At 67.3% G+C, this 14,038-nt stretch carries 12 protein-coding genes; 7 read left to right on the forward strand and 5 right to left on the reverse strand.

Features of this window, described 5'->3' with window-relative positions; genetic code table 11:
• The first annotated feature begins 90 nt into the window (after nucleotides 1-90).
• From EV645_RS06565 to EV645_RS06575, 3 genes are all read left to right on the forward strand, one after another.
• Nucleotides 91-525, forward strand: coding sequence for a DUF7144 family membrane protein (locus EV645_RS06565; RefSeq protein ID WP_198681491.1), 435 nt, complete (start codon nucleotides 91-93; stop codon nucleotides 523-525).
• Nucleotides 526-574: 49 nt separating this feature from the next.
• Nucleotides 575-1,699 (forward strand): AI-2E family transporter, encoded by a 1,125-nt coding sequence (locus tag EV645_RS06570; RefSeq protein ID WP_130440731.1) that lies wholly within the window; start codon nucleotides 575-577, stop codon nucleotides 1,697-1,699.
• A 107-nt stretch (nucleotides 1,700-1,806) separates the two neighbouring features.
• On the forward strand, nucleotides 1,807-2,151 hold the full coding sequence (locus tag EV645_RS06575) for a carboxymuconolactone decarboxylase family protein (protein ID WP_130440733.1): 345 nt from the start codon (nucleotides 1,807-1,809) through the stop codon (nucleotides 2,149-2,151).
• 363 nt (nucleotides 2,152-2,514) lie between these two features.
• Here EV645_RS06575 and EV645_RS06580 read toward each other — a convergent pair whose 3' ends face one another.
• Nucleotides 2,515-4,881: an arylsulfatase gene (locus tag EV645_RS06580; RefSeq protein WP_130440735.1), complete on the reverse strand. Its 2,367-nt coding sequence runs from the start codon at nucleotides 4,879-4,881 to the stop codon at nucleotides 2,515-2,517.
• 395 nt (nucleotides 4,882-5,276) lie between these two features.
• Here EV645_RS06580 and EV645_RS06585 point away from each other — a divergent pair, with 395 nt between their 5' ends.
• The 3 genes from EV645_RS06585 (at nucleotide 5,277) to EV645_RS06590 (ending at nucleotide 6,741) form a co-directional block, all read left to right on the forward strand.
• Nucleotides 5,277-5,750, forward strand: coding sequence for a DUF6325 family protein (locus EV645_RS06585; protein ID WP_130440737.1), 474 nt, complete (start codon nucleotides 5,277-5,279; stop codon nucleotides 5,748-5,750).
• 1 nt (nucleotide 5,751) lies between these two features.
• Nucleotides 5,752-5,910, forward strand: a complete 159-nt coding sequence (locus EV645_RS41785) for a hypothetical protein (protein ID WP_157997019.1) — start codon at nucleotides 5,752-5,754, stop codon at nucleotides 5,908-5,910.
• Between the two features lie 282 nt (nucleotides 5,911-6,192).
• Entirely contained in the window at nucleotides 6,193-6,741 is a 549-nt protein-coding gene (locus EV645_RS06590) for a hypothetical protein (protein ID WP_130440739.1), read from the forward strand.
• A 290-nt stretch (nucleotides 6,742-7,031) separates the two neighbouring features.
• Here EV645_RS06590 and EV645_RS06595 read toward each other — a convergent pair whose 3' ends face one another.
• The gene (locus EV645_RS06595) at nucleotides 7,032-7,463 is read right to left on the reverse strand and encodes a cupredoxin domain-containing protein (protein WP_130440741.1); all 432 of its coding nucleotides are present in this window, start codon (nucleotides 7,461-7,463) and stop codon (nucleotides 7,032-7,034) included.
• 322 nt (nucleotides 7,464-7,785) lie between these two features.
• On the opposite strand from EV645_RS06595, the gene zwf reads away from it, so the two are divergent.
• On the forward strand, nucleotides 7,786-9,189 hold the full coding sequence (gene zwf / locus EV645_RS06600) for a glucose-6-phosphate dehydrogenase (protein ID WP_130440743.1): 1,404 nt from the start codon (nucleotides 7,786-7,788) through the stop codon (nucleotides 9,187-9,189).
• 65 nt (nucleotides 9,190-9,254) lie between these two features.
• Here zwf and EV645_RS06605 read toward each other — a convergent pair whose 3' ends face one another.
• Genes EV645_RS06605 through EV645_RS06615 form a run of 3 tightly spaced genes read right to left on the reverse strand, consistent with a single transcriptional unit; the run spans nucleotide 9,255 to nucleotide 14,008 of the window.
• Nucleotides 9,255-10,808, reverse strand: coding sequence for a GMC family oxidoreductase (locus EV645_RS06605; protein ID WP_130440745.1), 1,554 nt, complete (start codon nucleotides 10,806-10,808; stop codon nucleotides 9,255-9,257).
• A gap of 9 nt (nucleotides 10,809-10,817) precedes the next feature.
• Complete coding sequence (locus EV645_RS06610) at nucleotides 10,818-12,152, reverse strand: NAD(P)/FAD-dependent oxidoreductase (RefSeq protein ID WP_130440747.1); 1,335 nt, start codon at nucleotides 12,150-12,152, stop codon at nucleotides 10,818-10,820.
• A complete protein-coding gene (locus tag EV645_RS06615) occupies nucleotides 12,149-14,008 on the reverse strand; it encodes a glycoside hydrolase family 15 protein (RefSeq protein ID WP_130440749.1) in 1,860 nt (619 codons plus the stop codon). The genes EV645_RS06610 and EV645_RS06615 overlap by 4 nt, the downstream gene beginning before the upstream one ends.
• Between the last annotated feature and the right edge of the window lie 30 nt (nucleotides 14,009-14,038).

Raw genomic sequence — 14,038 nt, forward strand, 5'->3', positions numbered from 1 at the left:
GTTGCATGGAGTCCTGAACAGACATTTCCCGCGTGGCCGGCCGTGCTCGACGTGGCCCGGACCGCGCGACCGGTCAAGGAGGTTCGGCACATGACTCAGCAACCCACACAGAACTACCGGACCGCAGGCGAGGCGGTAGAGCCGCCCAGCGGCGTCGCGACCGGATTCATCGTCTTCGCCGGGGTGATGATGATCATGTCCGGCGCATTCCAGGCCATCGCCGGCGTGGTCGCACTCTTCGAGAACGAGTTCTACGTCGCCACCCGCAACTACTTGCTGCAGTTCGACGCGACCAGCTGGGGCTGGATCCACCTGCTGCTCGGGCTGCTGGTGCTCTTCGCTGGCATCGCCGTGCTCTCCGGCCAGACCTGGGGCCGGATCGTCGGCATCATCCTGGCCGTCGTCAGCGCCCTGACCAGCTTCGCGTTCATCCCCTACTACCCGTTCTGGGCATTGGCGATCATCGCACTCGACGTCTTCGTCATCTGGGCCCTGGCCGCCCACGGACGCGACATCGCCAGGTGACCCGCGGCCGTCGGCGGTCGTACCTCCCGGCGGCGACAGGAGGAATCAGATGACGAGCACGCCCAGCACCGCACGCGACGTCTACGAGCGGGCCCGGCCATTCACCCTGACGCTCCTGCTGGGGGCCGCCGCCTTCACGATCGTCCTGGTCGGGATCCGGTCCATCGCCGACATCATCGGGCCGGTGTTCCTGGCCTTGGTCATCACGGTCACTCTGCACCCGATACGCCGACGGCTCGAGCGGCATCGTCTTCCCGAATGGGCCGCCTCGATTGTCATGCTGCTCGCCGCCTACCTGCTGCTCTTCCTCCTCACCCTCGCGCTGATCGTCTCGGTGGCGCAGCTGGCCGCGCTGCTCCCCCAGTACGCCGCCCAGATCAACGAGGCGGTCGCGAGTGTGGGCAACACCTTGCGCGGTCTCGGGGTCAAGCAGGATCAGATCAACGCCGTGGTCGACGCGGTCGACCCGGCGCGGATCGTCGACCTCGCGATGTCGATCCTTTCCGGCACGCTGGGAGTCGTCAGCAATCTCTTCTTCCTGTTCACCGTCCTGCTCTTCATGGCCTTCGACACCGACTCCACCCGCCGGGGTCTGGCCACGGTGGGCGAACACTTCCCCAACCCCGTGGCCGCGCTGGACAACTTCGCGCGGGGCGCTCGCAACTACATGGGCGTCTCAGCCGGCTTCGGACTCGTCGTCGCGGTGCTCGACGGCATCGCCTTGCAGATCATGGGCGTACCCGGGGCGTTCGTGTGGGCCGTGCTCGCGTTCGTCACCAACTTCATTCCCAATATCGGCTTCGTCATCGGCGTGGTCCCACCCGCGCTGATCGCGCTGCTGGACGGCGGCCCCGGGTTGATGATCGCCGTGACCGTCGTCTACAGCGTGATCAACTTCCTGATCCAGTCGGTCATCCAGCCACGCGTGGTGGGCGACGCCGTGGGACTGACGGCGATGCTGACCTTCCTGTCCCTGGTGTTCTGGACCTGGGTCATCGGACCGCTCGGCGCGCTGCTCGCCGTACCACTCACGCTGCTCACCCGGGCCCTGCTGGTCGAGGCCGATCCCCGCACGCGGTGGGCCTTGCCCCTCATCGCTGGTACGCCGGCGCCGGGCAAGCAGCCGAAGTCCGAGGCCGCGCCCGAACCTCTCCAAGAGGAACCTCTCGGATGAATTCGCTGGGGTTCGTTCGATCTGTGTGATGTCTCGAATTGGCTGTCGGCGCAGGGTGGGTTGTGGCGCCGGACCCGCCGCCACAACAGACCTTCTGAGGAGAAGCCATGTCGGATCCCACCGCATCTGATACCCCCGTTCTCGACCTCCTGGAGCGCATGACCGTCGATTCCGTGGCCACGTCGGGCCTCGACGTGCAATCCATCGCACTCGTCAGGCTCGCCGCGCTGGTGGCCAGCGGCGCACCTGCCGTGTCCTACGCCCTGAACCTGGCCGTCGATGCCGAGGTCGGCCTCAACGCCGACGACGTACGCGGCGTCCTCGCCGCGATCGCACCCATCGTCGGAACCTCGCGCGTCGCCGCGGCAACAGGCCGCATCGCATTGGCACTCAAAGTCGCCATCGACGTGGCCTCGACAGACCTGGAAGACGACCTCGACACGAGTGAGTGAGCCCACTCACGATAAGCGCCGATGACTGACCAATCGGTCCCTTCACGCGAGGTTCACCGGACCGACCCGGGATTGCGGCGGCGGTCACCACGCTCCGCGCCCCCAAAAGTAAGCCCAGTTCAGTCCGCGCCCTGCACAGACAGGTAGGTCATGCCCATCGGTGCAGCGTGGGAACACCATGGGAACCAAGTGGTCTCGATCCAAGTCAACTGGAGTCAACCTTGCCAGAACTGGAGTCCGTCAGACACGCCTGGTGAGGTGAATATAGGTCTGCTGTATCGGTTTCCTAAACCGTGCGTCGCAGGTTCGAATCCTGCCGGGGGCACCCTGTGATACCGCAAGACAGCTGCTAGGCGGCAACGCTTACTGTCGGGCCATCGCGATTCGGAGGCGTTCTTCAGGGTCGATGTAGTGGTCGTGATTGTCGTCGCCGAGGTCGATCTGTACCCAGTTGATCTTGCCGGTGAACCGGCTGGTGGCAGGGGTGTAGTCGGGGGTGACGGTGGTGCCCGATTCGTAGCCGATGTCGGTGGTCTCGTCGGCTGAGAAGATCATCGGCTGGGTTGCTTCGACCCGGCCGGTGCCGACGGCTGTGCCGTCGTAGTACAGCGTGACGTCGCCTCCCTTGGCGAGGCCGCCGCCGTCGTACGCGAACTCCATGCGTACCTGGTGGTTGCCCGCCGGGATCGGCAAGTCTGCCTCGGTCGCGAACTCCTGGATGCCGAGCACGTTGTAGATGAATTTCGCCTTGCCCCGCTTGGCGTAGACGGTCCATCCTCCGAATCTGCCGCCCTGGGCGATGATCACGCCGTCGGCTCCGCTATCGGGGACGACCACGTCCGCGGTGACCGAGAACGACTTGTTCTTGATGCTGAGCACGCTGCTCTCCGAGAGCCTTCCCATTCCGGGGAAGAACTGTTGTGACTTCCCGTGGATCAACGTGGGTCGCCCTGCCATCGACGGCTCGAATCGTTCGGCACCGCGATCGTCGATGGGTAGCACGTTGTATTTCGTGGCTTCGATGAGCCAGAGCCGTTGCAGCTTGGCGAGCATCTCCGGTTCGGCCGCAGCTAGGTTGTGGGCCTGGCTGTAGTCGCTGGAGCCGTCGTACAGCTCCCAGACGTCGTCGTCGAACGCCGGCAGTGCGCCGCCGGTCATGACCCACGGAGTGCGGTGCTTGGTGACCGCGCTCCACCCCCGGTGGTAGATGCCCCGGTTGCCGAACATCTCGAAGTATTGGAGGTCGTGGCCTTCCGGCGCGTCCGAATGGTTGAAGGTGAACAGCATGCTCGTTCCCTCGATGGGGGACTGCTGGACGCCGTTGACCATGGTCGGCTCGGGAAGCCCGGCCGCCTCGAGGATCGTCGGGGCGACGTCGATGACGTGGGTGAACTGTGTCCGCAGCCCACCGCGTTCCGCGATCCCGTGCGGCCAGTGCACGATCGTGCCGTTGCGGGTGCCACCCCAGTGGGAGGCCACCTGTTTGGTCCACTGGAACGGGGCGTTCATCGCCCAGGCCCAGCCGACCGCGTAGTGGTTGTACGAGCTGGGCGAGCCCAATTCGTCCATCTTGCTGACCATGAATTCCGGCGTCTCGAGCGCGGCCATCCCGTTGAAGTTCGCCATCTCGTTGAAGGCCCCGTTGAGCGTGCCTTCGGCCGACGCGCCGTTGTCACCGATCATGTAGTAGACAATCGTGTTGTCCAGGACCCCGAGATCCTCGATCGCGTCGATGAGCCGGCCGACGTGGTGGTCGACGTGCTCGAGGAACCCGGCGTAGACCTCCATCTGCCGGGCCAGCGCCGGCTTGAGCTCGTCCGGCATGTCCTGCCAGGCAGGAATCTCGGCGTGCCGCGACGTCAGGTCGGCGTCGGCCGGGATGACGCCCAGCTCCTTCTGCCGGGCGAAGGTGCGCTCGCGCTGCACGTCCCAGCCATCGTCGAACTGGCCGGCGTACCGGTCGGCCCACTCCTTCGGGACATGGTGTGGGGCGTGGGTCGCGCCTGGCGCGAAGTAGACGAAGAACGGCTTGTCCGGCATCAGCGCCTTCTGCTGCCGCACCCAGTTCACCGCCCGGTCGGCCAGATCCTCGGTGAGGTGGTAGCCCTGCTCAGGGGTCGCGGGCGGCTCGACCGGTGTGGTGCCCTCGTACAAAGCGGGGTCCCACTGATTGTTCTCGCCACCGATGAAACCGTAGAACGTCTCGAAACCTCCACCAACCGACGGCCAGGCGTCGAACGGGCCCATCGGAGACGCCTGCCAGACCGGGACCTCGTGACACTTGCCGAACTGGGCCGTGGAGTACCCGTTCAGCTTCAACGTCATCGCCAACGGCGCTTTGGTGTTTGGACGCATCGAACTGTTCCCGGGGGCCGAGGTCGCGGTCTCGGTGATGCTGCCCATCCCGACCGAGTGATGGTTCCGCCCGGACAGCAACGCGGCTCGGGTGGGCGCGCACAGCGCCGTGGTGTGGAACCGGTTGTAGCGCAGCCCACCCGCCGCCAATCGGTCCGCCGTCGGCGTACGACACGGTCCCCCGAACGTGCTCGACGCACCGAACCCGATGTCGTCCAGCAGCACGATCAGAACGTTCGGGGCCCCGTCGGGTGGCAGCAGCGGCTCGATCGGAGGAAATCGCGTGTCCGGGTCCTTCGCGTCGTACGTCGTCAGACCCGGCGTCGGCCGGTCAGGGATCGGTAACATCGTGCGCGCATGCCGGTCAACAGCCATGAGGTCCTCCGAATCAGTCCCCGCCGGCTCGGCGAACCGCGAGCCCTCGCAAAGTACGGGTTCCAGAGTGCGCGGGGCATCCCCCTCACCGGATGAATCGCCCCAGCCGCAGCCACCGCGCCGCGGATCAAGGTTGCCCCACGCAACGGTCGCCCTGCAGGCCCTCGGCTACGGGGTTCACGACGCCAATCGTCCCGCAGGGGTGATGCGGTGACACGAGTTCTGCCGAATCGTCGGTGGAGTACCCGGATTGCAGGGACTCCGGCTCGTCCGACGAGCGGCGCTGCTCAGACAGCACCACTTGGAGGCTCAGGCGAAAGTGTCGCCGGACAGTCACGGCGGGTGCACTCCCGCGCCGGACGCCATCCAACAACTCTGACCGCTGGAGGTAGAGCATGACAGTCAACGTCGATGAGCTGGGGCCGGTCGACTGGATCGTGGTCGAATTCCCGAGCACCAAGCTGACCGGAGAGATCGCACCGATCCTCGCCGATTACGTCGACCGGGGCCTGATCCGGATCCTCGACCTGCTGTTCCTCCTGAAGGACGCCGACGGCAGCTTCGAGGCGTTCGAGTCGACCGATCTGGACGACAGCGAGATCGGGCAGCTGCGGGGGTTCGAGACCGGGATCGCGATGCTGCTCAGTGAGCAGGACGTCGAGGATCTCGCCGAGACCATCGAGCCCGGCAGCTCGGCCGCGGTACTCGTCTGGGAGAACCTGTGGGCCGCGCCGTTCGGTGCGGCGGTTCGGCACGCCGGCGGCCAGCTGGCCGCAAGCGGACGGATCCCGATTCAAGCGGTGCTCGCCGCGATGGAGGCCGACGCCGCAGAGTCCGAAGAGACCAAGAAGACCGAGGAAGGTATCTGAGATGCCACTTGCAGCCCGACGCAGGCGCAGGACCGCAGCAGCCGTGGGCGGTGCCGTGGTCGTCGCACATGGCATCAACCGCCGCAACGACCGCCGCGAGGACCGGCGCGACGACCGGGGTGACCGTCGCGAGGACCGGCGCGAGGATCGCCGCGACTGACGCAACCGTCAAAGATCTCAGCCGCGAGTCACGAACCTGGGGTCGCGGCGTACTCGCGACGGCCGGAGATGGCAGAGCTCACGCCATCGCGCAGCCTTTTTAGTGGGTTGGTAGTTGCGGCTGGGTGGCCGCGGCTTATCCGTCGTGGGGGACGCGCACGGATGGCTAGCGCAGCAGTGTGGGGCGCAGGCATATCGATATCTCCTGACAAGTCCTCGCGAATCGCCGCATGGGAGGGCCGGCGCCCTGGGCGGGCGCTCGGGAGAGAAGAGGAGAGTAAACATGGCAATCGGGCCAGTACAGCTCATCGCGCTCGGGTTCCAGCATCCCAACTTCCACGGTGAGGTCATCGCCGAACTCGAACGGCTGCGGGAGAGCGACACCGTCCGCGTCATCGACGCATTGGCCGTCTACAAGAGCGCCGACGGCGAACTGGAGGCTGAGCACCTCAGCAACCTGTCCGAGGAGGAGGCGATCGAGCTGGGGAGCAAGATCGGGGCGCTGATCGGCCTGGGCTTCGAGGGCGAAGAGGGCATGGTGGCCGGCGCGGAAGCCGGCGCCGAGGCGGTCGCCGAGCAAGGCGGCATCAACGCGCTCGGCGACGAGGAAGGCTGGGATGTGCTCGAGGACATCCCGAACGACTCCGCCGCGGCGCTCATCCTGCTGGAACACCACTGGGCCGTCCCGCTGCGCGACGCCATCGCACGCGCGGGCGGGTTCCGGATCAGCGACGGCTTCATCAGCCCACTGGACCTCATCGAGATCGGGCTGGTCTCGGCCGAGGAAGCCAAGGAACTGCACGAGATGGAAACCGCGTCCGCTGCCCGCTGACCGGGCGACGCGCGTTCGCTTTCGCACTGGGAGGAGGAAGTACAGATGCTTGGATCACGCAGGGTCGCGCGCCGAACCGGGCGCCGTACCGCGCGGCGCGTCTCCCGCCGCCGCAGGTAGCAGCTCGTAGCGCTACCCGAACCGGCGGTGTCGGCCGACCCATGCGCTCGGGGAACTGCCCCGAGTGGTACTGCCATGCCTCGTGGACCGCCACCCCGCCGATGAACTGCTCCCCAGAAGTTGGACCGAGATATCCGGTTCCGGCCCCTGGGGAGCCGTTCTGTGCGTCCCTACTTCACGACGATTGTGGCGATCATTTCTGGGTGGATGGAGCAGTGGTACTTCACTGTCCCGGCTGTCGTGAAGGTATGGCTGAACGTTTGGCCACCCTGCATCGGTGACGAACTGAACGAGTTGTCGTCGGCGGTCACGGTGTGCGCTGTCGAGTCGTCGAACTTCCACGTCACCTTGCCGCCGACCGGGACGGTCACATTCGCCGGCATGAACGCGAAGTTCTTGACCTCGACCATCGTGCCGCCACCGGCAGCCGGAGAACCACCGCCACTCGCCGACGTCGTAGTTGGCGCAGGAGCCGCTCCACCGCCGTCCGACCCGGAGCCGCAACCACCCATCAGCCCGAGCAAACCGATCACCACAGCGAGAACGACGACCCACCGCCCGCTTCGCCCGGACCCACCAGAAGACTTCCCCGCCCGCCTCATGAGCACCTCACTCAGCGAAAACCCAACGCCATCAGCGACCAAGCCACCAACCGAAGCCCAGCCTTAGGTACGACAAGACAGCACCCAAGGGACGCTACGCCCGCACCCTTTCCCTGCAAAGGGATGAAGTGGTGCGTCGGCCGACCGCATCCGTCTCGTCACGCCCGCACGCTGAATCATCCGCCGGGGGTGATGCTGCCGGTCGGGATCGTGATGAGGATGGTTCGGCGGCGGCGTGAGTGCCGTCGCCCGCACCGAAGGGAAAATCGGCATTCCTGCCCTTCACGACCCGGAGCCGGCCTGACGCGGAGGCAAGACAGGTATGACATCGACGGCAACGGACCCGCGGACCGCGGACGTACTGGTCATCTTCGGCATCACAGGCGACCTGGCCAAGGTGATGACGTTCCGCTCGCTCTACCAGCTGGAGGCGCGCGGTCTGCTCAGCTGCCCGATCGTCGGGGTGGCGGCGGACGACTGGACGCTGGACCAGCTCGTCGAGCGGGCCAGGACGTCGATCGAGGGCACGGGGATCACCATCGACAAAGCCGTCTTCGACAACCTCGCGGCCCGGCTGTCGTACGTCAGCGGCAACTTCGCCGACGCTTCGGTCTACGAACGCGTCGGCGACGCGATCAAGGGCGCCGAGACACCGGTGTTCTACCTGGAGATCCCGCCGTTCCTGTTCGGCCGGGTGGTTCAGGGCCTGTCCGATGCCGGGCTGACCAGCGGTGCCCGGGTCGTCGTCGAGAAGCCGTTCGGCCACGACCAGCGTTCCGCCCGGGACCTGGCCGATCAGTTGCACCAGTACATCGACGAGTCGCAGCTTTACCGGATCGACCACTACCTGGGGAAGATGGGGCTGGAGGAGATCCTGTACCTGCGGTTCGCGAACGCGGTCCTCGAACCGCTGTGGAGCCGCAACTACCTCGAGTGTGTCCAGATCACGATGGCCGAGGACTTCGGTGTCGAGGACCGCGGCCATTTCTACGATCCGGTCGGCGCGCTGCGCGACGTGGTCGTCAACCATTTGATGCAGGTGGTCGCGGCTGCCGCGATGGAGCCACCGTCGCGCGGCGATCCCACCACCCTCAAGGATTCGACCACCACGCTGTTCCGTGCCGTCGAGGAAGCCGATCCCGCGCACTACGTCCGTGGCCAGTACGACGGGTACCTCGGCATCGACGGGGTCGCGAAGAACTCGACCACCGAGACGTACGCCGCTCTCCGCCTCGACATCGAGAACTGGCGGTGGGCCGGTGTGCCCTTCTTCATCCGGACCGGCAAGCGGCTGCCGGTGACGCAGACCGAACTGCGCCTGGTGTTCAAACGGCCCCCACGGCTGGGCTTCGGTCCCGGCGGCCACATCGCCGAGCCGAACCAGTTGGTGATCAGGCTCGACCCGACCACCGGAGTCAGGATCCAGGTGGACGCGCATCGTGCCGACGCGGCCCGGATCAGGCCGATCGAGCTCGACATGGAGTTCGGCGACGAGGGTGGCGAGGGCCCCACGCCGTACGAGGTTCTGCTGCACGCGGCGATGACCGGCCAGAGTACGCGGTTCACGCGGCAGGACGCAGTCGAGGAGACGTGGCGGGTGATGCAGCCGCTCCTCGACGCATCGACGCCGATCCACACCTACGAACCGGGGACCTGGGGCCCGGCCGCCGCCGATGAGGTGCCGGCCGGGTTGGGCGGCTGGCGGATGCCCTGGATCGGACACTGAGCAAGCTCGGCCGTCTCCTCACGTGGGCAGCCGGTCGAGCTCATGGCCGAGATGGGAATGCCCCGCTAGCCAAGGCGCTCCAGCAGGTGGTCACCGACCCGCAGTGCGTTCGCGATCGCGGTCAGCGCCGGGTTCACCGCACCGATGCTCGGGAAGAAGCTCGTGTCGACGACGTACAGGTTGTCGACCTCGTGCGCCTTGCAGTCGGTGTCCAGGACCGACGTCGCCGGGTCGTGCCCGAACCGGACGGTGCCGGCCTGGTGCGCGCAGCCCGCGACCGGGATGTCGTTCTTCATGTAGACACTGCGAGGGATCAGGTGGTGCGGGTGCATGCCGAGCGTGCCCAGGTTCTTCTTCACCCGCTTGTACAACTGCTCCAGCGGCTCGGTGTTGTTCGGCTTGTAGCTCAGTACGACGTTGCCGTCCGCATCGAGCGTCACCCGGTTGTCCGGATCGGGCAGGTCCTCGACAGACAACCAGAAGTCGACGGCGTGCTCGGCGACGTCGCGCAGCGCGAACGTCGGGGCGATCAGCGTCTCGAGCGGCTTCTCCCCGCGGTACATCGGAGCCGACGACTTGCCGACCATCTGCAGGTTGCCCATCGGGTAGTCGAAGTCGGCATCGCCGAAGTAGTAGTCGTTCATGCCGAGCGTCTTCTGGAACCGGGTGTCGTTCTTCTCGGTCGAGACCGCCAGGAACGCACGGCTGTTGTGGAACACGTAGTTGCGACCGACCTGGTCGGACCCGTTCGCGAGCCCGTTCGGATGCCGATCGCTCACACTCGCGAGCAGGATCCGGGCCGAGTTCACCGCGCCGGCCGACAGTACGACGACGTCCCCGCCGAACCGCTGTTCCTCGCCGTCCACCTCGGCGACGACCGCTGTCACGGTCCGCCCGGTCGCATCGGTCTCGAGACGCCGTACGACGGCATTTCGCACGAGCGTCACGTTGTCGTGCTCGATCGCGGGCCGGACGGCGATGACATCGGCGTCCGACTTCGCGTGGACCAGACACGGGAACCCGTCACAGGTCGCACACCGAACGCACGCGCTGAACGCGGGCCGGCTCTCGTCCAGCATCACCCCGCACGGCGCGTGGAACGGGTGCAGCCCGACCGCGGCCATGTCGTCGAACAGCTTCTGGATCCGCGGCTCGTGCGAGACCGGCGGATACGGGTACGGCGCCGACGCCGGCGGATCCGTCGGATCCTCGCCCCGGGCGCCGTGGACCTGGTAGAGCTGCTCGGCCTGCGTGTAGTACGGCTCCATGACGTCGTAGGTGATCGGCCAGGCGGGCGAGATCCCGCCGTGGTGCTTGAGTTCGGTGAAGTCGCGCTCGCGCAGCCGGTACAGCGCCGCGCCGTAGAACTTGGTCGCGCCACCGACGAAGTAGTGCACCTGCGGCTGGAACGGTCTGCCCTGGCCGTCGAACCACTGGTCCTTCGAGACGTAGCGGTTGTCGACGAACACGGCCGCGGCGTCCCAGTTCTCCGCTTCCCGCGGCAGCCAGTCACCCCGCTCCAGGATCAGCACCCGCTTTCCCGACGGCGCGAGCCGGTGGGCGAGGGTACCGCCGCCTGCTCCCGATCCGACGATGATGACGTCGTACTGCTCGGCCATGGCTGTCTCCTAGCTGTTGCCGGCCGATGGGGTCGAGTGGCCTCGGTCGACCTTGATGTGCGGGACGTCGGCGGAGTCGTCCCCCCAAGCGATCCGCTGTGGTGCGGTGGACCACTCGACGGTCGCGGCGTGGTCGCGGTCGAAGTAGTCCCAGGCCCAGGACATGAACGCGTCGGCCTTGCTGTGCGCACCGCTCAGCAGCATCGCGTGCACACCGAGCCAGGCCGCGAAGGCCAGCGGGCCCTCCAGTTGGTGCCGGCGCTTGCCGACCTCGGCGACGGCGGCGTTCCGGCCGATCATCGCCATGATGCCTTTGTCCTTGTAGTGGAACGGCTTGGCCTTGTCCCCGTGCAGTTCGCGCAAGATGTTGTCGGCCGCCCACACACCCGACTGCTGTGCGACCGAGCCGAGCTGCGGCAGGGTGCTGCCGTCCTTCGCCGGGATGTTCGCGACGTCGCCGATCGCATAGACGTGCGGATGCCCATCCACGCCGAGATCCGGCCGTACGTCGATCCGCCCGCCGCGTCCCGTGGGCAGCCCCGTCGCGCTGCCCACGACGGACGCAGCCGACTCACCGCCGCCCCAGATGACCGTCCGGGTGCTGATCGTGGACCCGTCGTCGAACTCGACCCGGTCCGCGTGCACCGCGGCGACTCCCGTCCCCAGTCGCGGATCGGCGCCGTGCTCGGTGAGCCGCTTGCGCGCGTACTTGTGCGACTTCTTGGAGAACGCACCGAGCAACGTCTTGCCGCGGTCGACCACGGTGATCGTCCCTGGCTTCGAGATCCGTTCCGTGGCAACCAGCGCGGCCATCAGTTCGGTCAGTGCTCCGGTGATCTCGACGCCGGTCGGGCCGCCGCCGACCACCACGACGTCAAGGGCCCCCGCTGATTCCGAACCGGTGCGGATCGTCGACTGCAGGTGCTGCCGCAACCGCTCCGCGTCGGCGACCGAGTAGAGCGGGAACGCGTGCTCGGCCGCGCCCGGAACCCCGAAGTACTCCGGTCGGGCGCCCGCCGCGATGACCAGGTGCGTGCCGGTGATCCGATCGCCGTCGGACAGCGTCAGAGTGCGGTTCGCGACGTCGATCGTCGCGACGTCCGCGGTGCGGATCCCGACCGTCGGGTGCTCGCGGAAAATGGTCCGGTGCGGCCGGGCGATGTCCTCGGCCGGCAGTTGGGACGTGGCGACCTGGTAGAGCAACGGCTGGAACTGGTGATAGTCGTTGCGGTCGACGAGCGTGACCCGGACCCCCTCGTCCCCGAGGCGGTGCGCGCACCCGACCCCGGCCAAGCCTCCGCCGAGTACCACGACGTGCAGGCCTTCCTCCGGATGCGCGGTCACAGTGACAGCTCCTCCCGGAAGTCGGCCAGGATGATCCGGCCGGCCGCCCCGATCAGGGCCAGGTGCGAGAACGCCTGCGGGAAGTTGCCCAGGTGCCGGGCCTTGTCCACTTCGTACTCCTCGGCGTACAGGCCGAGCGGGGACTGGATCCGCAGCAGCCGCTCCAGCTGGCTCCGGGCGCGGTCGAGCTCGCCGATCATCGCGAGCGCGGAGACCAGCCAGAACGAGCAGATCAGGAACGTGCCTTCCTTGCCGGACAGACCGTCGTCGGTCTCGTCGGTCTTGTAGCGCAGCACGAACCCGTTCTCGGTCAGCTCGTTGTCGATCGCCTCGACGGTCGCCCGCATCCGCTCGTCGGTGGCCGGCAGGAAGCCGAACAGCGGGGCCAGCAGGATCGACGCGTCCAGCGCGTCGGTGTCGTAGTGCTGACGCAGGACGCCGCGGTCGCTCACCCCGTGCTCGAGGATGTCCTCACGGATCTCCTCGGCCGTCTTCGCCCACAGCTCGGCGAGGCCCTCCTCGTTGCGTATCCGGGCCAGCTTGGCCGCACGGTCCAGGGCCACCCAGCCCATCAGCTTCGAGGAGACGTAGTGCTGAGGTGCCCCGCGGGCCTCCCAGATGCCCTGGTCGGGATCGTGCCAGGTCGCGATCGCGCACTGGGCCTGCGACTCGACCAGCGGCCAGAGCCGGCGCGGCAGCCGCTTGCTCCGGACGGTGTGCAGCAGCACCGAGTCCAGCACCGCGCCGTACACGTCGTTCTGCCGTTGGTTGTAGGCGCCGTTGCCGATCCGCACCGGGCTCGCGCCCTCGTAGCCGGTGAGGTCGTCGCGGGTCGTCTCGGCCAGGTCGCGGCGGCCGTCGATGCCGTACATGATCTGCAGCGCGCCGTCCGGGTTCGGCTCCAGGTCGGCGACGTACTGCATGAACTCGTCGGCCTCCCAGTCCAGGTTCAGGTAGTGCAGCGCCTGCAGGGTGAACGTGGTGTCCCGGATCCAGGTGTAGCGGTAGTCCCAGTTGCGTTCGCCACCCGGTGTCTCCGGCAACGAGGTGGTGAGCGCGGCGATCGTCGATCCGGTCGGCATGTAGGTCAGGCCCTTGATGGTCAGGGCCGAGCGTTCCAGCGGATGCCGGAACCGGTGGTCGGGGATCCGGGCTCTCGACAGCCAGTTGCGCCAGAACACGATCGTCGCGTCGATGCGTGCCACCGCGTCGTCCAGGTCGGCCGGTGACGCCAGTCCGTCGGCCCACGAGAGTGCGCAGTACGCCTTCTCGCCCTTGGAGATGACGTGCCGGGCCCGGGCGGATCCGCCCTCGATCCCGATCAGCATGTCGGTGCTCAGCCGGAAGGTCTGGCCGGCGCCGGACGCATCCGCAGCGTGCATGTCGTCGCCCACCATCGTCCACTCGGCCGGCACCCGGCCGTAGTCGAAGGCCGGCTCACAGACGAGTTCGATCTCCACCGCGCCGTCGAGGCACTCGACAGTCCGGATCAGCATGTGGTCCGCATCGACGTCGGCCGGTGGCCGGGTGTGCGGGGTGACGGCGTCGGGTCCCTGCGACGGTCCCATCGTCAGTGCGTCGTGGACCAGCAGCCAGCCGGCCGGTGTGTGCCACGTGGTCGTCATCACGTTCGTGCCCGGCACATACATCCGAGCCGTCGGCTGGTTGATCCCGTACGGGCCGAACCGGAACGACCCGGCGCCGCGATCGAGCAGGTTCCCGAACGCACTGGGCTGGTCGAACGCCGGCAAGCAGAGCCAGTCGACCGACCCGTCCGGGGCGACCAAGGCGCCGGTGTGGCAGTTGGAGAGGAAGGCGTAATCGGCGATCGGCGGGAACGGCGAGGTCGAGGTCATGGCGAGGGCTCCTTCACAGACGGCGGGCCT

Origin of the sequence: Kribbella rubisoli, assembly GCF_004217145.1 — a bacterium.
GTDB lineage: Bacteria > Actinomycetota > Actinomycetes > Propionibacteriales > Kribbellaceae > Kribbella > Kribbella rubisoli.